The organism is Geothrix sp., from assembly GCF_049292215.1.
In the GTDB taxonomy this organism is placed as follows: Bacteria; Acidobacteriota; Holophagae; order Holophagales; family Holophagaceae; genus Geothrix.
This window is the reverse complement of sequence record NZ_JBATQW010000006.1, coordinates 1-17899: the sequence shown is the minus strand read 5'-3', so window position 1 is coordinate 17899 and position 17899 is coordinate 1. Positions and strand designations below refer to the sequence as shown.

Annotated in this window: 21 protein-coding genes; 16 read left to right on the top strand and 5 right to left on the bottom strand. The window is 68.9% G+C overall.

Going from position 1 to position 17899, the window contains the following annotated elements:
* On the top strand, positions 1-856 hold an 856-nt coding region (locus WAS25_RS00805; RefSeq protein ID WP_422309353.1), incomplete at its 5' end, for an S-adenosylmethionine:tRNA ribosyltransferase-isomerase.
* Positions 857-859: 3 nt separating this feature from the next.
* Here the strand turns inward: WAS25_RS00805 and WAS25_RS00800 are convergent.
* Positions 860-1207 carry a hypothetical protein gene (locus WAS25_RS00800; RefSeq protein WP_422309351.1) on the bottom strand — a complete coding sequence of 116 codons (348 nt, stop codon included), beginning with the start codon at positions 1205-1207 and terminating at the stop codon, positions 860-862.
* Between the two features lie 148 nt (positions 1208-1355).
* Between WAS25_RS00800 and WAS25_RS00795 the strand changes: the two genes are divergently transcribed.
* The 3 genes from WAS25_RS00795 to WAS25_RS00785 are packed head-to-tail and all read left to right on the top strand — an operon-like array spanning position 1356 to position 4848.
* Positions 1356-1826 carry a hypothetical protein gene (locus tag WAS25_RS00795; protein WP_422309349.1) on the top strand — a complete coding sequence of 157 codons (471 nt, stop codon included), beginning with the start codon at positions 1356-1358 and terminating at the stop codon, positions 1824-1826.
* A gap of 9 nt (positions 1827-1835) precedes the next feature.
* Complete coding sequence (locus WAS25_RS00790) at positions 1836-3494, top strand: DUF1800 family protein (protein ID WP_422309347.1); 1659 nt, start codon at positions 1836-1838, stop codon at positions 3492-3494.
* 10 nt (positions 3495-3504) lie between these two features.
* Complete coding sequence (locus tag WAS25_RS00785; protein WP_422309345.1) at positions 3505-4848, top strand: DUF1501 domain-containing protein; 1344 nt, start codon at positions 3505-3507, stop codon at positions 4846-4848.
* A gap of 13 nt (positions 4849-4861) precedes the next feature.
* On the opposite strand, the gene WAS25_RS00780 is transcribed toward WAS25_RS00785, so the two are convergent.
* Entirely contained in the window at positions 4862-5644 is a 783-nt protein-coding gene (locus WAS25_RS00780; RefSeq protein WP_422309343.1) for a sulfite exporter TauE/SafE family protein, read from the bottom strand.
* A 65-nt stretch (positions 5645-5709) separates the two neighbouring features.
* Here WAS25_RS00780 and WAS25_RS00775 point away from each other — a divergent pair, with 65 nt between their 5' ends.
* Positions 5710-6486, top strand: a complete 777-nt coding sequence (locus WAS25_RS00775; protein ID WP_422309341.1) for a hypothetical protein — start codon at positions 5710-5712, stop codon at positions 6484-6486.
* Between the two features lie 2 nt (positions 6487-6488).
* Here the strand turns inward: WAS25_RS00775 and WAS25_RS00770 are convergent, their stop codons facing one another.
* Positions 6489-6980 carry a DUF192 domain-containing protein gene (locus WAS25_RS00770; protein WP_422309340.1) on the bottom strand — a complete coding sequence of 164 codons (492 nt, stop codon included), beginning with the start codon at positions 6978-6980 and terminating at the stop codon, positions 6489-6491.
* 123 nt (positions 6981-7103) lie between these two features.
* Between WAS25_RS00770 and WAS25_RS00765 the strand changes: the two genes are divergently transcribed.
* A complete protein-coding gene (locus WAS25_RS00765) occupies positions 7104-9542 on the top strand; it encodes a DUF5916 domain-containing protein (RefSeq protein WP_422309338.1) in 2439 nt (812 codons plus the stop codon).
* Here the strand turns inward: WAS25_RS00765 and WAS25_RS00760 are convergent.
* Entirely contained in the window at positions 9523-10737 is a 1215-nt protein-coding gene (locus WAS25_RS00760; RefSeq protein WP_422309337.1) for an aminotransferase class V-fold PLP-dependent enzyme, read from the bottom strand. The genes WAS25_RS00765 and WAS25_RS00760 overlap by 20 nt on opposite strands.
* The gene (gene thyX / locus WAS25_RS00755; protein WP_422309335.1) at positions 10734-11414 is read right to left on the bottom strand and encodes an FAD-dependent thymidylate synthase; all 681 of its coding nucleotides are present in this window, start codon (positions 11412-11414) and stop codon (positions 10734-10736) included. The genes WAS25_RS00760 and thyX overlap by 4 nt, the downstream gene beginning before the upstream one ends.
* A 79-nt stretch (positions 11415-11493) precedes the next feature.
* On the opposite strand from thyX, the gene fsa reads away from it, so the two are divergent.
* The 10 genes from fsa (at position 11494) to WAS25_RS00705 (ending at position 17839) form a co-directional block, all read left to right on the top strand.
* A complete protein-coding gene (gene fsa, locus WAS25_RS00750) occupies positions 11494-12141 on the top strand; it encodes a fructose-6-phosphate aldolase (protein WP_422309333.1) in 648 nt (215 codons plus the stop codon).
* A gap of 71 nt (positions 12142-12212) precedes the next feature.
* Complete coding sequence (locus WAS25_RS00745) at positions 12213-12584, top strand: histidine triad nucleotide-binding protein (RefSeq protein ID WP_422309357.1); 372 nt, start codon at positions 12213-12215, stop codon at positions 12582-12584.
* Positions 12585-12639: 55 nt separating this feature from the next.
* Positions 12640-13281 carry a hypothetical protein gene (locus WAS25_RS00740; RefSeq protein WP_422309331.1) on the top strand — a complete coding sequence of 214 codons (642 nt, stop codon included), beginning with the start codon at positions 12640-12642 and terminating at the stop codon, positions 13279-13281.
* 46 nt (positions 13282-13327) lie between these two features.
* Positions 13328-14044 (top strand): beta-ketoacyl synthase chain length factor, encoded by a 717-nt coding sequence (locus WAS25_RS00735; protein WP_422309330.1) that lies wholly within the window; start codon positions 13328-13330, stop codon positions 14042-14044.
* Between the two features lie 6 nt (positions 14045-14050).
* Positions 14051-14857: a lysophospholipid acyltransferase family protein gene (locus tag WAS25_RS00730; RefSeq protein ID WP_422309328.1), complete on the top strand. Its 807-nt coding sequence runs from the start codon at positions 14051-14053 to the stop codon at positions 14855-14857.
* Complete coding sequence (locus WAS25_RS00725; RefSeq protein ID WP_422309326.1) at positions 14802-15077, top strand: phosphopantetheine-binding protein; 276 nt, start codon at positions 14802-14804, stop codon at positions 15075-15077. Before WAS25_RS00730 ends, WAS25_RS00725 begins: the two co-directional genes overlap by 56 nt.
* A 26-nt stretch (positions 15078-15103) precedes the next feature.
* Positions 15104-15349: an acyl carrier protein gene (locus tag WAS25_RS00720; RefSeq protein ID WP_422309355.1), complete on the top strand. Its 246-nt coding sequence runs from the start codon at positions 15104-15106 to the stop codon at positions 15347-15349.
* On the top strand, positions 15349-15693 hold the full coding sequence (locus WAS25_RS00715) for a 3-hydroxyacyl-ACP dehydratase (RefSeq protein ID WP_422309325.1): 345 nt from the start codon (positions 15349-15351) through the stop codon (positions 15691-15693). The genes WAS25_RS00720 and WAS25_RS00715 overlap by 1 nt, the downstream gene beginning before the upstream one ends.
* Entirely contained in the window at positions 15690-17423 is a 1734-nt protein-coding gene (locus tag WAS25_RS00710) for a glycosyltransferase (RefSeq protein WP_422309323.1), read from the top strand. Before WAS25_RS00715 ends, WAS25_RS00710 begins: the two co-directional genes overlap by 4 nt.
* Positions 17420-17839: an acyl-CoA thioesterase gene (locus WAS25_RS00705; protein WP_422309321.1), complete on the top strand. Its 420-nt coding sequence runs from the start codon at positions 17420-17422 to the stop codon at positions 17837-17839. The genes WAS25_RS00710 and WAS25_RS00705 overlap by 4 nt, the downstream gene beginning before the upstream one ends.
* Positions 17840-17899: the final 60 nt, after the last annotated feature.

Below are 17899 nucleotides of genomic sequence, written 5' to 3'. Positions count from 1 at the left end.
CTTCCTGCGGCGGAGCGGCGGCGGTGCCGGCGAGGCCCTGCTGCTGCGCAGCCTCGGCGGAGGCGCCTTCGAGGCCATGGTGAAGCCCGGCGCGCGCCTGAAGCCCGGGACCTCCGCCACCGTGGTGGATCCCGTCTCGGACGCGCCCCTCGCCCGCCTCGACATTCTTGAAACCCTGCCCGAGGGCCTGCGTGTTGTTCGGGTCCACGCAGAGCACGGCCTGGATTGGGACGCAATCGACCGCATCGGCCGCCTGCCCCTGCCCCCCTACATCGACCACTTAGCCGAGGGGGAAGATGAGACCCGCTACCAGACGGTGTTCGCGGCGCGGGAGGGCGAGGCCGTGGCCGCCCCCACGGCGGGCCTGCACTTCACACCGGAGCTGATCTCCTCCCTGCGCTCCCGCGGCTGTCTCTGGCAACCGGTCCGTCTGCATGTGGGCCTGGGCACCTTCCGGCCCATGACCGCCGAGCGGCTGAAAGACCACGCCATGCACGAGGAGCGCTTCGAGATTCCCCAGGGTACCGCAGAGCTCCTCGAGCCCGTCCTGCGCGAACACACCCGCCCTATCGTCTGCGTGGGCACCACCTCCCTGCGCACCCTCGAAGGTGCCTGGGACGGGCAGCGGCTGGCCCGCCAGGGCGCCACCCGCCTCTTCATCACGCCCGGCTACCGGCTGCGAACCGCCGACCACCTGCTCACCAACTTCCACCTGCCCGAGAGTACTCTCTTCGTGCTGGTCTCGGCCCTGCTGAGTCTGGAGGTGGCGGAGGCGGCCTACGCCGAGGCCGTGCGGGAACGGTACCGGTTCTTCAGCTATGGGGATGCGATGCTGATCTTGAATGCCCGACGCTGAAGGCTACAAATATTCCACGAACTGGTGGATCACCGGGATGCGATGCTTCTTTCCCTTGGTGGCCTGCAGGATGCTGGTCACGGACATGCCCAGGCACCAGAGCAGCCAGAGGGGCAGGAAGAAGCGCACGGAGACGGACCCGAAGATTGGGAAGAGTCCGATGATGACCAGGGCCAGCGTCATCACGCACTCGACGAAGGCCAGGATCACCCCCTGCCGCGCGTGCCACAGCAGCTCCGAGTCCTCCCGGTTCCGCATGTACGGCAGGAAGGCCCACGGCCCCGCATAGCACAGGATCAGGTCTCGCAGGCGCTCCCCCACGAAGAGCGGGGACGGGACATCCAGGGGCACGGCCACCTCCACCCCGAAGAATAGCGCAACGGGACGTAAACCCACTGGCGCCTGTTTGTGTCCCTGGCGCTAGGCCAAAGGAACTAGCTGTCACAACCTTGACTTGGGCGCAGGGTCACCCATGCTGGTCGTTTCCCCCCGGAGTCCCATGCGCCCGATCCTTCCGCTGGCCGCGCTGTCCCTGCTCTGCGGCTGCGGAGGCGGGGGTGGGACGAGCGCGCCGCCGCCTCCCGCCACCACCTGCCCCATCCCCACTGCCAAGGCCAGCCCCACCTTTGCCGCCGACATCCTGCCCGCCCTGCAGGGAAGCTGCGGCTCCTCGGCCACCTCCTGCCACGGGGGCGCCTCGCCCACGGGGCACGTGAGCTATGCCGGCACTGCCGCCGAGGTCCATGCGCGCCTGGTGGGTGCCGTCCCCGCCAATGCCCCGGCGGGGGCGGGCTGGTTCCTGGTGAAGGCGGGAGATCCCGCGCACTCCTGGATCCTCGAGAAGGTCACCAGGGACCAGCCCGGCGGTTCCGGCTATGGCACGCGCATGCCCCAGGGGGCCCCCAACCTCTGCCAACCCACCGTGGACACCCTCTCGGCCTGGATCAGCGCCGGGGCCCATAACGACTAGGAGCCCGCCATGGCCGTTCTCAGCGCCATCTCCACCTGGACCGTCACGGATGTCCAGCACTTCGCCCGCCGGGCCGGCTTCGGTCTCACGCCGACGGACGCCGCGGCACTGCAGGCCCAGGCCCCCGGTACCGCCATCGACGCCTGGATCGACGGCACGGGTGCGGCCTACAATGCCACCGCGTTCAACGCCGCCCTGGCCACGGCGGACGTGGTGGCTGAGCCCCTGATCACCGCCAATGCCAACGACCCCGGCAGCGTCGACGTGCCCGCCGTGGCCGCCCCCCACGCCTTCCTGGTCGAGGGCGCTGCGGCCTGGCGGAACAGCCTGAACACCGCCCAGGGCCTCCTGACCTGGCGCATGCAGCACAATCCTCACGCCTTCGAGGAGCGCATGGCGCTCTTCTGGCACAACCTCTTCGCCACGGGCTGGCACAAGGTGGACAACACCGCCCTGATGCTCAAGCAGTATCAGCTCTTCCGCACGCAGGGGCTGGCCCGCTTCGATGACCTGCTGGTGGCCGTCAGCAAGGACCCGGCCATGTGCCTGTGGCTGGATTCGGTCCGCAACAACGCCTCGGGCTCGAACATCCCCAACGAGAACTATGCCCGCGAGGTCCTGGAGCTCTACAGCCTCGGCGCCGACAACGGCTACAGCCAGGCCGACATCACCCAGCTGGCCCGGGCCCTCAGCGGCTGGAGCTTCACCTTCGCCGAGGCCGACTTCGTCGCGAATCCCGCGAGCCCCAGCAAGAAGCGGGTGGCGAACGCCCGCTTCAAGGTCTACGACGGCTCAGCCATCAGCCCGGACACCCGCCTGTGGTGGAGCAGCACCGCCACCACCAGCTACACCATGCACGGCACTGGCAGCATCACCCTCTTCGGCCAGCCCTTCGACATCACCACCACGGCGAACGGCTGGGCCAAGGGCGAGAACGCGCTGCGCGGCATCCTCTCCAACCGCGCGACGCAGTGCGCCCAGTTCCTGGCCCAGCGCCTGCTCACCCACTACGTCACCGCCAGCTACTCCACCCAGGACCGCGATGATGTGGCGGCCATGATCCAGGCTTCCGCCTTTGACCTGCGGGTGGTGATGAAGACCCTCTTGAAGTCCCAGTACTTCTTCGATGCCGCCAACCGGTACGCCTTGGTGGAAGGGCCCGTGTCCTGGCTGGTCCGGGCCGCCCGCATGCTCTGCCCCGCCCTGGCCTCCGCCACCGCCCAGACGCCGAAGGGCCACCCCGCCTGGCGCCTCGTCGCCAACAACGCGACCACCTTCGACCAGCTGGGCATGAGCCTGCTGGACCCCAGCGGCCCCAACGGCTGGAAGGAACACACCGCCTGGCTGAACAGCAACACCATGCGCTATCGCACCAAGGCGGCCGCCGGCCTGGCTCTGGGGGAAACCCGCTCCTACAACGGCACGACCTACCCCCTGTTCCCCACCTTCGTCGCCACGGACTGGTTCCCCTCAACGCCAGTCAGCGCCCAGGCCGTATACGACCGTCTGGTGGACCTACTGCAGCCAGGCCCCATCCCCGCCAGCGTGACCACCGCGTGGTTGTCGGCCCTCTGGCCAGGATCCTTCACCTGGGACGCAGCCTCGCAGACCAAGGCCCGCGAGCTGGCCTTCCTCATCCTCTGCTCGCCCGCGGGCCAGCTTTACTAGGGAGGCCTCTATGACGACCCGGCGCGAATTCATCCAGACCCTCGGCGCCACCGGTGCCGCCCTCGCGGGGCTCAGCGCCTGCGGCGGCGGGAAGGGATCCTCCGGCGGCGGTGGCAGCACCACCGAGCCGCCCATTCCCACCCCCAGCGACACCATTCTCGTCATCGTGAACATTGACGGGGGGTACGACTGGCTGAACATCCTCCCGCCCAATTCAGGCACCAACCTGGGCGTGTACCAGGCCAAACGCGCCACCCTTGCCGTCCCAAACCCGGGGTCGCTCCCGGATCTGGGGAGCGGCATCGCCCTCAGCAGCGACTTCACGGGCATGGACGCCCTGAACGCCCTGGGCCGGGTGGCATGGATTCCCGGCATCGGCATGCCCAATCCGAACCTGTCCCACTTCACGGCCCAGGACCTCTGGGGCCAGGGCGCCGCCACCCCGGCCGGGACCGGGTGGCTGGGCCGCTTCGCGGACACCGCCTTCAGCCCCACCGGGGATGTGCTCCGCGGGATCACCGTGACCTCTGACCTGACCGTCATGCTTGAGGGTGCCAATCGGAGCTTCGTGTCCATCCCGAGCGCCGGCGGCTATGTGTTTCCCGCCTACCTGTTGTCCGGGAACCCGGTGCCGGATGCGGCCCTCATCGAGGCCGGCTGGGGTGCCTCCCTCAACGCCGCCAGCCCGAGTCCCGGCTATCAGGCGGCCGCCCAGGCCGGACGGCTCTTCTACGACGCCCAGAACAACCCCGCCTTCGGCGGCGGGGGGTCCATTCCGGCACGCACCCCCTCCGTGCCTTATCCCGGCGACGCCGCCTACCCCATCAAGCGGGCCGACAACGGCGGGAATCTCAATGGCAGCCTGAGCCGACAGTTCAAGCTCATCGCGCAGATGATCGCGGCGGGTCTCCCGGCGCAGGTCTACTTCTCCCGCCTGGGCGGCTGGGACACGCACAGCAACCAGGCCGTGGACCACCCCAACCTGCAGAGAGCCCTGGGCGGCGCCATCAAGGCCCTCTACGACGACCTCGCCACCATCACCACCCCCTCCGGCAAGGCCCAGGACCGGGTGATGATCCTCGCCTACAGCGAGTTTGGCCGCCGCGTACAGGAGAACGATGGCGGCACGGATCACGGCACGGCGGGGCTTTCGTTCTGCGTGGGGAAGGCGGTGAGAGGAGGTCTGTACGGTGGCTATCCCAACCTCTCCAGCCTGGATGGGAACGGCAACATGAAGTTCACCACCGACTTCCGGAGCCTCTACGCCACAGTGCTGGACCGCTGGCTGGGACAGGCCGCCACCACCACCAACACCCTCCTGGGCTCCAACTATTCCAGGCTGGCCTTCCTCTGAACCGGGACAGCCCTCAGGGGTGCCGCACCATCACCAGCAGCGCCATCAGCAGCACGAAGGCGGCATAGACCTGCTTCAGCCGCGGTCCGCGGAGGCGCGTCGCCACCCGGGCTCCGCCAAAGGCCCCGGCGGCAAAGCCCACCGCCACACCCCCGATCACCAGCCAGGGCAGCCCTCCCTGGGCCCTTGCGTAGATGAGGACACCCGGCAGGCCGATGGGCGGCAGCAGCATCATCAGGCTGGTGAGCTGGGCCTCGTGCTGGGTCATGCGGAACCTGGAAGCTAGGAGCGGGATCACCACCACGGCGCCCCCAAGTCCGGTCAGGCCCGACAGGAGCCCCGCCAGGAGGCCGATGGACGGGCCCCAGGTCCAGAGCCCGACCGGGTCGATGAACGCGGCACCACGGTCCATGGCCGGCTCCCTCCGCAGGACGGTCCAGACCGCCAGCAGCACCAGGAAGGCCGCAAAGCCCCAACGCAGCGGCACCGGGGGGATCTGGTTGGCCAGGAAAGAGCCGCCGGTGACCCCGAAGAGAAAGGCCAGGACCAGCACGCCCACCAGGGGGAGGCTGGCGGCGATGCCCCGCCGCCGGTACTCCAGCACCGCCGGGAGCCCCGTGGGCAGGAGCATGGCCGCCAGGGTGGCCCCCTGGGCCCGGTGCTGATCCAGGCGCAGGATCAGACCCAGGAGGGGCACCATGACGATGCCCCCGCCGACGCCAAAGAGGCCTGAGAGGAAGCCTCCACAGAGTCCTGTTCCCATGCCGGCCAGCAGGTGGCTCCCGTCCGCGGTCATGCCGAGTGGCCTCCCTCAGAGGATTCTGGGACCGCGTGTGGTCCAATGGAAGGTTGGAGGTTCCGGTGCAGGTGCAGCTCAACGACGACGTGGTGCTCGACAGCCGAAGAGCCGTCTGGCTGCCCCGCTACAAGACGCTGGTGCTGTCGGACCTCTTCTTCGGCCTGGGCGCCTCGCGGCGCCGTCGGCCAGATCCCATGCCCGCCACCCCGCAGATGGAGATCTGGGAGCGGGTCTTCAGCCTTATCGATGACTACGCCCCGGAGCAGGTCGCCCTGCTGGGGGATCTGAAGCCCAGCCAGGGTACCGTGGAAGGGGACGAGGCCGAGGAGCTGCGCACCATCTTCCGCAAGCTGAAGGCCGGGGGGCGGAAGGTCGTCCAGGTGGTGGGCCACCCCGAGCGCAGCAGCGGACCCGCCCTGGAGGGCACCGGCATCGAGCCCGTCGAGCAGCACCGGGTCGGCCCCTTCACCCTCATGCATCGCCGGCGCATCTTCGTCTACCCGCGCCACGACCCCTCACACGGCTTCTGGATCAACGGCGGCGTCCACCCCCTCTTCGCCGTCCCCGCGCCAGGGCCCATGGCCGAGCCGGACTGGCTGCGGCTGCCGGCCTTCCTCTACACGGGCTTCGCCCTGGTGATGCCTCCCTTCGTGAGCTACGCCCAGGGCTTCGAAGTCATCCAGCCGGAGCGCCTGCCTCGCCAGGCCAAGGCCTGGAAGCTGCTCGCCGACCGCCTTAGCCCCCTGGACCTAGGCGAGCTCCCGCCCACGCCGGAGCACCTGCGCACCCTCACGCGCCCCCCGCGCAAGGGCAAGGACACGGGCAAAGCCGAAGAGTAGGCCTAGCGCTGCACCATCATCCCCCAGGCGCCGCCCTTCAGTCGGGTGCCGTCATCCAGGGTGAGGTCCCAGCGCAGGGCATCGCCCTTCTTCAGCTTCAGGCGCTTGAAGGTGCCCGCGGCAAACTCGATGAAGTTCCGGGCCGGCACAGTCCCGCCATAGGTGGGGCAGGGGCTCGGCTCCAGCTTCGACTGGGCCTTCGAGCAGGGTGGGACGTTCTCGGCGACCTCCACCACCACGCCCTGGGCATCCACCCAGGCCACGTCCAGGCTGATGAGGCAGTTCCGCATCCAGATGGTGTGGTAGCCGTCCCGCCCATACAGGAAGATCATGCAGCGGTCCTTGGCCAGGTGGCTGCGGCGCATGAGGCCCAGCTCCTGCTCCCGCGGCTCCGAGGCGACCTCCGCCAGGAAGGCCTGGTTCCGAAAGTGGACGGTGCCGCCGCCCCCCGCCAGCAGCGGCAGGGACAGCAGGGCGGTGAAGAGCATGCGCATGACGACTCCTTGGACCTCATTATCAGATGAAGTGTCCACGGGACCGCGAAGGATCCCCGCTCGATGATACCTCGCGTGCTGTGGCACCATGATTGCGGTGGCCGCAGTGCTGCTAGGAGTGCCATGCGCGCCACGTCCCTGTCCGTGATTCCTCTGCTCGCCGCGGTGGCCCTGGCCGCGCCCGGACCGGATTCGGGCCTGCGGGCCCAGCGCACTGCCAGCGGCATCCAGGTCGATGGTCGCCTCGAAGAAGCCGAATGGGCCCAGACCAGCCCCGCCTCCGGCTTCACCCAGGAGTGGCCCCTGCGCGGCGTGCCCGCCCGCCAGCAGACCGAGGTCCGGGTCCTCTTCGACGACCACTTCCTCTACATCGGCGCACGCATGCACCACGATCCCGCCCTGGACGGTGGTTCCGCGAAGATCGTGCGGCGCCTCCACCGGCGGGACCAGGAGAGCCAGGGGGACTGGTTCGGCGTGGCGGTGGACTCCAACCATGACCACCGGACGGCGCTGGTCTTCGAGGTGAATGCCGCGGGCGTCCAGAAGGACCAGGTCATCTACAACGACTCCACCTACGACCCTAGTTGGGATGGCGTCTGGGAGAGCGCCGTGACCATCGACGAGGGCGGATGGACGGCGGAGCTGAAGATCCCCCTGTCCCTGCTCCGCTTCAAGCCCGGCGAAGGGCCTCAGACCTGGGGCATCAACTTCAGCCGCGCCGACCAGGGCGTCGTCCGCGAGTCCAGCCGCTGGCGGGTGGTCCCCCGGGGCGATACCGGCTTCGTGAGCCGCTTCCCCGAGCTGGCGGGACTGGAAGGACTCCGCCCCCAGGCCCGGCAGGAGTACTTGCCTTACCTCAGCTCTCTGCGAAAGTTCGAGACCACGCGCTCCTTCGATGACCGCCGCTGGGACCAGCGGGCGGGCCTCGATGCCCGCTGGGGCCTGAACTCCCACGCCCAAGTGGACCTGAGCCTCCGGCCAGACTTCGGGCAGGTCGAAGTCGACCAGGCCGTGCTTAACCTGAGCACCGTGGAGACGTTCTTCCCGGAGAAGCGGCCCTTCTTCCTGGAGGGCATGGATGTCTTCCGGGTGGCCGGGCCCGACCTCTTCTACAGCCGCCGCATTGGACAAGGACTGTCGGATCCAACCCTCAATGCCGGAGAAACGCTCCAGGACCGCCCAGGCGCCGCCGACATCACCGCCGCCGCCAAGTACACCGCCAAGTACTCCAGCGGCACGAACCTGGGACTCATGGGTGCCAGCGTGGAGCCCGCCCGCGCGGTGATCCAGGATGCGGGGGGCGGCCGCTACCGGCGCGAGCTCGCGCCGCTCACCAACTTCGGGATCCTGCGTGTCCAGCAGCTGCTGGACGAGCGGGGCAGCTACCTGGGGGCCTTCGCCTCCGGGATGCACCAAGCGGGACCCACGGGCCGGGTCGCCCAAGTCGAAGCCATCGACGGCGTCTACAAATCCACCGACCGGAGCGGGCTTCTTGAGGGCACCCTCAGCCGCTCCCAGGCAGGCCCGAAGGAGAACCAGGACCAGGGCTGGCGGGGCCGCCTGCGCCTTCACCAGGACTGGCGCGGCGGCTGGGTGCTTGAGGCCCAGGCCATCAACGCCGGACGGGCCTACAACCCCAACGACACCGGCTACCTGAACCGCGCCGACGAGCAGAAGGTCTACGTCGAGCTGGTTCGGCACTGGGAGGTCCCCTGGGGCATCCTCCGGCACCGCGAGCTGGGCCTCAACCACACCGTCGCCCGGGATCAGGCGGGGCACACCTTCCTCCGGAACTTCAACGGCTGGGCCAAGACCGACTTCAGCAACTTCGTCTCGCTGTGGGGCGGTGGCGGCGTGGATGTGGCCGCCGAGGATGACCGCGAGCTGCGCACCTACGCCGATCCCGCCAAGAAGTACCTGGCCCGGCCCTCCCTGCCCTACGCCAACCTGGGCTTCGACACGCCGGGCAACCGGCCCTGGTACGTGAAGGTGAAGGCCAGCCGCTCCTGGCAGGAGGGAGGACCCTCCACCGACACGACCTTCTTCCAGATCCTCAAGCCCACCTCGGCCATGGAGGTCCAGCTGACCACCTCCCTGACCCGCGATGAGGGGGAGCTGAAGTGGCTGGAGACGCCCGCCACCACGCCCATCGTCGGCCTGCGCCGCCTCAGCCAGTTCGACCAGTCCCTACGGGTGGCCTACGCCTTCAACCCCAGCTTTACCATCCAGCTCTTCAGCCAGTGGCTCGCGGCGAACTGGAACTTCCGCGACTTGAAGCACTACGTCAACGACCAGACCCTGGTCCCGGGGCTGCCCCAGGACCAGCCCCCCGGCACCACACCTGAGACCGCCTTCAGCTTCCGCACCTGGAACCTGAACCTCATCACCCGCTGGGAATTCCGGCCGGGCTCCACCTTCTTCCTCGTCTACACCCACGGCGCCAGCACCGATGCCCTCATCAACGACCGGGCCAGCCTCGCCCCCCGTCCCGACCTGGCCATCCTGCGGAAGCTGCCCTCGGACGATGTGATCCAGGCCAAGGTCAGCTGGCTCTTCCGCTGAGCCATCCGGCCACGCGGTCGGCGTCGCCCTCGGTGTGGAAACCATGGAACGCCACGCGCAGGTAGCCTTCGCGGACGGAGGCGTAGATGCCCTGGCGGTAGCCGGCCCGGAGCAGCAGGTTCAGGCGCTCAGGCCCCTGACCTTCATGGTGGAAGGCAAGGATGGGCCCCAGGCGGTCCATCGCGAGCAGTCCCTCCAGGCGCTCAGCCTCTATGGACCAGCAGGACCCGCGCAGGGCCGCCAACAGCCGACACTGAAGCTGCACCACGTGGGCCCCGATGGCGGGCACCCCGACCCCGTTGAGCAGGCGCAGCGACTCGAGCAGCGCCGAGGCGTGCAGCAGGTTCGGGCCGCCAGGTTCGAGCGCCCGGCCATCCGTCAGCCAGGCCCGGTGGAAATCCGTGGAGGGCCGGGCGAAATCCGTGGCCTGCTCCACCGACAGCCAGCTGCCCGAGGGCGCCAGGCGCTGACGGAAGGCCTCGTCGGTCCAGAGCAGCCCCAGTCCCTCCGGGGCCAGCAACCCCTTGTAGCCGCCCGAGGCCAGGGCCGACAGGCCCTCCAGGTCCGCGGGCACCGTGCCGAGGGCCTGGATGCCGTCCACCACCAGGTGGATGCCCCGCTCACGACAGGCCCCACCGAGACGCCGCAGGTCCAGCTTCAGACCATCCTGGAAGCGCACCCAGGAGAGGGCCAGGATGCGCGTCTTCGGGCCAAGCGCCTCGAGGAGCCGCGCTTCCGGGTCCACCCCCGGGGGCGGTGGGGCGCTGGACCAAGCCTCCCTTCCAGAGGTGTGCCCTTCCCATAAGGGCACTTCCCGGAAATCCACCCCACGCACCCGGAGCGCCAGCCAGGGCCAGACGTTCGAGGGGAACTCCCCCAGGGGTGCTAGGACCTCGTCGCCCTCATGCCAGGAGAACCCCTGGGCCACGGCGACCAGCCCCGAGGACGTGGTGGGCGTCAGGCTGAGGTCGTCCGGACGTCCACCCAGCAGGAGGGCCGCCTCGGCCCGCACGGCAGCCGGGAGCCCCACGAAGTCCGCTTCAAAACCCATCTCCCAGGGCCTGAGCTCCTTGTGCATGAAGGCCCGCACCGCCCGCAGCGCGGCCCGGGGCACCGGCCCCTCGGCGCAGTGCATGACCCAGAGGTGGTCCGCATCCAGATGGAAGAGGGCCGGGTTGAGGGGCGGGGCGTTCATCCCTTGCCGGAGGCCAGGAGGGCCTTGAGGCCCACGGGGTACAGGGGTTCCACCACGGTGCGCACGGCGGCGGCGTACTGCTGGATCTCCCACTGGGCGTGGCCGTCGGCCCGCAGGCGGATGAAGTGGGCCACGGCCTGGAGGCTGACGGTCCAGTAGACCTCCGAATAGAGGGCCAAGGGGAGCACGCAGCGGGCCTGCTCGCGGCAGACGCCCAGGGCGATGAGCTCCTTGTAGTGGGCCACCGCACCGCGGCAGCTCTCCAGGTAGGACGCCAGGGCCCGCTCACGGTGCGCCTCGTCGAGGGCGCCCTCGCTGCCCTGCTTGTTCACCTTGGCCTGTTTCCGGAACAGCTCCGGCACGAAGAACTCGTCCTCGGGAAACTCCACGTAGCGGCCGCTGATCTCGTTGAACTCCGAGCCGATGCGGTGCTTCATCCACTGGCGGAACACGAAGATGGGCGCCTTCACGTGCAGGGTCAGGGCCGTGTGGCGGAAGGGGGAGGTGTGCTCGTGCTCGGCCAGGTAGTCCACCAGCTTCGCGTCACTGTCCTCGAAACTCGCCTTCACCTTGCCAAAGGACACCCGCGCCGCGTTCACCACGGAGAGGTCTGAGCCCATGTGGTCGATGAGGCGGACAAAGCCCTTGTCCAGCACGTTGATCTCGGGATTCACCATGGTCAGACTCCGGGCTTCCAGCTTCCCGCGAGCCCTGGGAGAATGGAAGGGTCCAGCATGAGCAGGGCCAGGAGCGACCATGAAGTTTTTTATCGACACCGCCAACATAGACGAGATCAAGCGCATCAACGCCCTGGGTGTGCTGGACGGGGTCACCACCAATCCAAGCCTCATCGCCAAGGAGACCGGCAAGCCCTTCGAGGCCATCATCGAGGAGATCTGCCAGATCGTGGATGGCCCCATCAGCGCCGAGGTCATCGGTCTGGAGGCCCCGGGCATGATCGAAGAGGGCCGCCGCCTCGCCAAGATCCACCCGAACGTGGTGGTGAAGCTGCCCCTCATCGCCGAGGGCCTGAAGGCCTGCAAGGCCCTCACCGTCGAGGGCGTCAAGACCAACGTGACCCTCTGCTTCAGTTCCACCCAGGCCCTCATGGCGGCCAAGGCCGGCGCCACCTACGTCAGCCCCTTCGTGGGCCGCCTGGACGACATCAACCTCGAGGGCATGGAGCTCATCCGCGAGATCTGCGCCATCTTCGAGAACTACGCCTTCGACACTCAGGTGCTCTCCGCCAGCATCCGCAGCCCCCGCCACGTCACCGACTCCGCCTTGGCCGGCGCCCACGTGGCCACCATCCCCACCAAGGTCTTCGACCAGATGCTCAAGCACCCGCTGACCGACAAGGGCGTGGAAGGGTTCCTCGCCGATTGGAAGAAGAGCGGGCGCTGATGCGACCTCTCCGCACCCTCGCCGCCTGCCTCGCGCTGAGCATCGCAGCGCTGGCCGCCGAGGCGCCCAAGATGACCGCAGACTGCATCTTCTGCAAAATCGTGGCGGGGACGGCACCCTCGCGCAAAGTGTTCGAGGACAAATACGTGCTGGCCTTCTGGGACATCCGGCCCCGCGCCAAGGTGCACCTGCTCGTCATCCCCAAGCAGCACGTGGCCAGCCTGAAGGAGCTGGAGGAGCTCCCCGTGGAGACCCGAGCGGCCCTGCTCAGCACCTGCGTGAAGGTGGCACGGGAACAGGGCATCCTCGACGAGGGCTTCCGCGTCATCTCCAATGCCGGCAAGGATGCCAGCCAGAGCGTCTTCCACCTCCACTTCCACGTGGTGGGCGGCGAGAAGCTGCGGGAGGACGCCATCACGAAGGACCTGCCCGCCCGCCCCTGAGATTCACGACTTGCGGGTATCGTAGGGCTGCAACCTCGTCCCGAAAGGATCCCCGATGCGCCACTGCCTCTCCACGTCCATCCGTGCCTGCACGGCCGCCCTGGTCGCCTCTGCGGCCCTGACAGCGGCGGACGGGCCTTCCTTCAGCATGTCGCTCCAGTGGCGCCCCACCTCTCCCCTGTCCGATACCACGGAACGCATCGAGCTGATGCCCTTCGCGAACGTCAAGGTCGCCCTGAAGCCCCTGGTGGACCAGCGCAAGGACAAGACCTTTGTGGGTGAGAACCGTGAAAAGGGCTACTCCCGCTACGTCACCACCACGGATGATGTGCCCGTCCTCCTCACCAGCCGCGTGCTCGACCTCATGAAGGAGGCGGGGCTGCCCGTCTCCGACAAGGTCGAAGGGGCCAACCTCGTGCTCACCGGCGAGATCCTCCGCTATGGCGTGACCGAAACCCAGACCTACAAAGGGGAGCTGCGCCTCCTGCTCGAGATCCATTCCGGTGACAAGTCGGTGTGGAAGGGCATGGTCGTGGGTCGGGCCAGCCGATTCGGCCGCTCCTACAAGCCGGAGAACTACCAGGAAGTGCTGAGCGACGTCGTGGTGGAGGCGGTTTCGAGGATGCTCTCGGACCAGACCTTCCTGCGGGTGCTCTCCGGCAAGGCCATGGTGGTTCCCATCCCGGCCGCCAACTGATCGGGAAGGGCTCCTGGACGCATGCTTCTCGAGGGGCCCAGCATCCATGTCTGACCTCTCGGTCTCCGTCCCCCTTCTCCGCGCGGCATTCTGGTCGCTCGCACCTCTGCTTGGCGCTCAGGGAGACCCGTTCCTTGAGGTGAGCAGCGGGGCGCCAGACCTCGGCTTCGTCGAGCCCCTGCTCCGCCGCCGCCTCAGCCCCCTGGGTCGCGCCATGCTGCACTGCGCGGGCCGGGTGGCGGAGGGGCTGGGGCCCCTGCCTTCGGTCTTCGCCTCCCGCCACGGCGAGGTGGCGCGCTCTCTGCCCATCCTGGAGGACCTAGCCCGGGGTCTTCCCTCCTCCCCCACCCAGTTCTCCATGAACGTCCACAATGCCGTGGCGGGCGTCTGGTCCATCGTCCGGCAGGATCCCAGCCCTTCGGTTTCCCTGGCGGCCGGTCCCGAGACCTTCGGCATGGGCCTGCTCGAAGCCTTCGCCCTCCATGTCGCGGACCCCACCCAGCCCGTGCTGTTCGTCTACGCCGACGAGCCCCTGCCCGCGCCCTTCGCGGCCTTCGCCGACCGCGAGGCGCCCCTGCACGCGGTGGCCCTGCTCATCGGCCTTCCCGCTGCGAAGCGGCTGGTGTTTGAGCGGGAGCCCGGCGGCGCCGGAGAACCGGCCCCCCTCCCCCAGTCCCTGCAGGCGCTCCAGGCCCTTCACTCCGGGCTCCCCCAGGGAACCTGGGCCGAGGCGGGCGGGACCTGGCGCTGGGCCGTGGACTAGACCGCCATGAAGCGCTTCCTCAAGATCATCGCCAGCGGCATCGGCTTCTCGTCCCTGGGCGTGCTCGGAGTCCTGTTCTCTCTGCTGGTGCTGCCCCTCCTGCACCTCCTCCCGGGGGGCCGGGAGAAGCTGCACCGGCGGACCCGCTGGTTCGTGTTCCAGTACTTCCGGGCCCTGGCCGGCTTCCTGGAGTGGGCCGGCATCTTCGACCTGCGCACCGAGGCCCTGCCGCCCCGGAAGGAACTGGACGGCGTGCTCATCCTCGCCACCCACCCGGGCTATCTGGACGTGGTGATCCTCCTCTCGCTGATCGACCAGCTCACCTGCGTGGTGAAGGCCGGCATCTGGAACAACCCCCTCTTCGGCTGGGTGGTCAAGGCCGCGGGCTACATCCCGGCTCTGGATCCGACCATGGTCATCGAGGAGGGCGCCAAGGCCCTGGCCCGGGGCGAGACCATCCTCCTGTTCCCGGAAGGCACGCGGACCCTGCCCGGGGAGCCCTACGCGTTCCACCGCGGGGCCGCCCACCTGGCCCTTCACTCCCGCGCGCCGATTCTGCCCATCCTGGTCGCCTGCGAGCCGCCCCTGCTGGCCAAGGGCCACCGCTGGTACGACATGCCCCGCGATCCATGCGATTATAGCTTCCGCGCCATCGCGCCCCTTGACCTGCCCTGGCCTGGCCTGATCGACCTCCCACCGTCCCAGGCTGCCCGCAGGGTGACGGCTTGGCTCGAGGACCGGTTCAACCAGGAGATCCATGCTGCAGGACATCACGCCGCTCGACATGAAGCGGTTCATCGTCAAGACCCTTGACCTCGAGGACACCACCCCCGAGGACATCGGCGATGACCAGCCCCTGTTCGCAGGGGGCCTGGGCCTGGACTCCATCGACGCCTTCGAGCTGGGCATCGCCCTGAAGAAGGCCTATGGCCTCCAGCTGGACGGCGAGAAGACCTCGGGCTTCGCCCACCACTTCCGCACCCCGGCCACCCTGGCCGCCTTCGTCGCCACCCACCGCCAGGTGTCCCCATGAGCGCTTCCGGAGCCGCCTCCATGACCATGACCGAGCAGGACATCTTCAACAAACTCAAGGAGGTCCTCGCGGATTCCTTCCGCCTGGATCCCGAGAAGATCACGCTGGACTCCCACCTCTTCAAGGACCTGGACCTGGACAGCATCGATGCCGTCGAGCTGGCCATCCAGCTCCAGGACTTCACGGGACGCCGCGTGAAGGCCCAGGAGTTCAAGGACGTGCGCACCGTGGGCGACGTGGTGACCACCATCCACAGGATGCTCCAGCCGTGATGCCCTTCCCCGGGGAGCTGCGGGCCAAGGCCGGAGACCCGGGGACCTTCACCCTCCAGGTGGAAGAGAACCACCCCGCCTTCGAGGGGCACTTCCCGAACGAGCCGATCCTGTCCGGCCTGATCCAGGTGGACTGGGCCATCCGCCTGGGGCGTGAGGTCTTTGCCTGTCCGGGCACCTTCCAGGGCCTGGAGCACCTCAAGTTCCAGGCCCCCATCCGCCCCGAGGAGCCCCTGGAGCTCGACCTCACCTGGGATGGCGGGGCCGGGCACCTCTCCTTCCGCTATTCGGGCCGGGAGGGCCGGAAATCCCAGGGCATCGCGGTCTTCTGTCCAGTTCCATGACCGACTTCAGGCCCTGCCTCCTCGTGCCGGTGTTCAATCCCGGCCCCGCGCTGGGTCGCACCCTCCGAGCCCTGCTGCTGCACCGCCTGCCCATCTTCGTGCAGGACGACGGCAGCAATGAGGGCACTCGGCTGGAGCTGGAGGCCCTGGCCGCCGCCGAACCCCTGCTCCGCCTCGCCCGGTGGGAGGTGAACCAGGGCAAGGGCGCCGCCGTGGTCGCGGCCCTGCGCCGGGCCCATGCGGCGGGCTTCACCCACGGCCTGCAGGTGGATGCGGATGGTCAGCACGATCCCGAGGCGGTGGGTCCCTTCCTGGTGCTCGGCGAGGCCCACCCGGAGGCCGTCATCGCCGGGGTGCCCCGCTACGAGGGTCCCGTTCCGCCAGCGCGGCGCTACGGGCGCTGGTTCACTCACGCCTGGGTCTGGCTGGAGACCCTCTCCTTCGCCATCGGGGACTCGCTCTGCGGGTTCCGCCTCTACCCGCTCGAAGCCGCCGTGAGGCTCGCCGGGCGCGTGGCCCTGCCCCAGCGCATGGACTTCGACACGGCCATCATCGTCCGCCTCCACTGGGCGGGCCTGCCCATCCTGAACGCCCCGGTGCGGGTCACCTACCCGGCCGACGGTGTGTCCCACTTCGACGTCCTCCGGGACAACCTCCGGATCACGCGGATGCACACCCGCCTGGTCTGCGGGATGCTGCTGCGCCTGCCGCACCTCCTCGGGCGCAAGGTCCGCCCCCGCACCGAGGACCCCGCCCACTGGTCCCGGATCCAGGAGCGGGGCACCGCCCTGGGCCTGCGCTTCGCGCTGTGGACCTACCGCCTCCTGGGGCGCCGGGGCCTGCGCTTCATCACCGAGTTCGTGGCGGCGTATTTCTTCGTCACGGGCCGCGAGGCGCGGCGAGCCTCCCGGGACTACCTGGAGCGCCTCTTCGCCAGCTCGGGGCCCCTGCCGGAGCTGCCCCGGCCGCCCCGGCTCCGCGATCAGTACCGCCATGTGCGCACTTTCGCCCTGTCCTATGTGGACCGCTTCCTGGCCTGGATGGATGCGGGAGATGCCACCGTCGACTTTCCGGAAGAGGCCGCCTTCCACGCTCAGCTGGCCTCGGGCCGGGGCGCCCTGTTCCTCAGCGCCCACCTGGGCAACCTGGACATGCTGCGGGGCCTGGGCGCCCTGCGCGGAATCCAGGGCCTGAACGCCGTGGTGTATTCCGAGCACGTGGTGCGCTTCCAGGACCTCCTGAAGGAAGTCAACCCCGGCTACGAGTCGAACCTCATCCACCTGCCGGAGGTGACCGTGGGCACCGCCATGGCCCTGGAGGACAAGGTGGCGAAGGGCGAGAGCCTGTTCCTGGTGGGGGACCGGCCCCCCGCCTCGGAGAATGGCCGCACGGTTCCGGTGCCCTTCCTGGGCCGTGAGGCCCCGTTTCCCATGGGCCCCATCTTCCTGGCCCATCTGCTGCAGTGCCCGGTCTACCTGTTCTTCTGCATCAAGGAGGGGGCCGCCTACCAGGTCCACATGGCGCCCTTCGCCGACCGCATCGACCTGCCGCGCCGCGGCCGGGAGGCGGCGCTGAAGGACTGGGTGGCGCGGTATGCGGCGGCCGTGGAGGCGCACTGCCGGAGGGCGCCCTTCCAGTGGTTTAATTTCTATGATTTCTGGGGCCCGGCGACCTCCGTTCCCGCCTCGCCACCACCCACCTCTCCCACCGCCTCCCCGGCCGCCCCATGACGCCTCCCCTCACCGCCGCCGTGACCCTGGAAGTCCCGTTCCATGACGTGGATTCCATGGGCATCGTGTGGCACGGCCACTACCTGAAGTACTTCGAGATCGCACGGACGGCCCTCATGCGGCGTGTCGGCATGGACCTCGCCGAGATGAACGCCTCTGGCTGCGTCTGGCCCGTGGTCACCTGCGAGGTGAAATACCTCCGGCCCCTGCGCTACGGCCAGGCCTTCCGGGTGGAGGCCGAGCTGCAGGACCACGACTGCCGGCTCAAGATCGCCTACACCATCTCTGACGTGGCCACCGGCGAGCGGCTGACCCGCGCGTATACGGTGCAGTTCCCCGTGGACGCCACCACCGGCGAGACCCGCTACGAGACGCCGGCGGGCCTGGTCGAAGCCATCGAGCGGGCCAGGGCATGACCGGCCCCGAGCGCTGCCACCTCTCGGCCCTGGGCCTGGTCACCGCCCTGGGCCGCGGCA

Bases quoted from the DNA above. Each gene is read 5' to 3' on its own strand.
- WAS25_RS00720 (WP_422309355.1), top strand. From the start codon at position 15,104: ATGACCGAGCAGGACATCTTCAACAAACTCAAGGAGGTCCTCGCGGAT.
- WAS25_RS00740 (WP_422309331.1), top strand. From the start codon at position 12,640: ATGCGCCACTGCCTCTCCACGTCCATCCGTGCCTGCACGGCCGCCCTG.
- WAS25_RS00780 (WP_422309343.1), bottom strand. From the start codon at position 5,644: ATGACCGCGGACGGGAGCCACCTGCTGGCCGGCATGGGAACAGGACTC.
- fsa (WP_422309333.1), top strand. From the start codon at position 11,494: ATGAAGTTTTTTATCGACACCGCCAACATAGACGAGATCAAGCGCATC.
- WAS25_RS00765 (WP_422309338.1), top strand. From the start codon at position 7,104: ATGCGCGCCACGTCCCTGTCCGTGATTCCTCTGCTCGCCGCGGTGGCC.
- WAS25_RS00785 (WP_422309345.1), top strand. From the start codon at position 3,505: ATGACGACCCGGCGCGAATTCATCCAGACCCTCGGCGCCACCGGTGCC.
- WAS25_RS00745 (WP_422309357.1), top strand. From the start codon at position 12,213: ATGACCGCAGACTGCATCTTCTGCAAAATCGTGGCGGGGACGGCACCC.
- WAS25_RS00705 (WP_422309321.1), top strand. From the start codon at position 17,420: ATGACGCCTCCCCTCACCGCCGCCGTGACCCTGGAAGTCCCGTTCCAT.
- WAS25_RS00790 (WP_422309347.1), top strand. From the start codon at position 1,836: ATGGCCGTTCTCAGCGCCATCTCCACCTGGACCGTCACGGATGTCCAG.
- thyX (WP_422309335.1), bottom strand. From the start codon at position 11,414: ATGGTGAATCCCGAGATCAACGTGCTGGACAAGGGCTTTGTCCGCCTC.
- WAS25_RS00730 (WP_422309328.1), top strand. From the start codon at position 14,051: ATGAAGCGCTTCCTCAAGATCATCGCCAGCGGCATCGGCTTCTCGTCC.
- WAS25_RS00715 (WP_422309325.1), top strand. From the start codon at position 15,349: ATGCCCTTCCCCGGGGAGCTGCGGGCCAAGGCCGGAGACCCGGGGACC.
- WAS25_RS00735 (WP_422309330.1), top strand. From the start codon at position 13,328: ATGTCTGACCTCTCGGTCTCCGTCCCCCTTCTCCGCGCGGCATTCTGG.
- WAS25_RS00760 (WP_422309337.1), bottom strand. From the start codon at position 10,737: ATGAACGCCCCGCCCCTCAACCCGGCCCTCTTCCATCTGGATGCGGAC.
- WAS25_RS00770 (WP_422309340.1), bottom strand. From the start codon at position 6,980: ATGCGCATGCTCTTCACCGCCCTGCTGTCCCTGCCGCTGCTGGCGGGG.
- WAS25_RS00795 (WP_422309349.1), top strand. From the start codon at position 1,356: ATGCGCCCGATCCTTCCGCTGGCCGCGCTGTCCCTGCTCTGCGGCTGC.
- WAS25_RS00725 (WP_422309326.1), top strand. From the start codon at position 14,802: ATGCTGCAGGACATCACGCCGCTCGACATGAAGCGGTTCATCGTCAAG.
- WAS25_RS00710 (WP_422309323.1), top strand. From the start codon at position 15,690: ATGACCGACTTCAGGCCCTGCCTCCTCGTGCCGGTGTTCAATCCCGGC.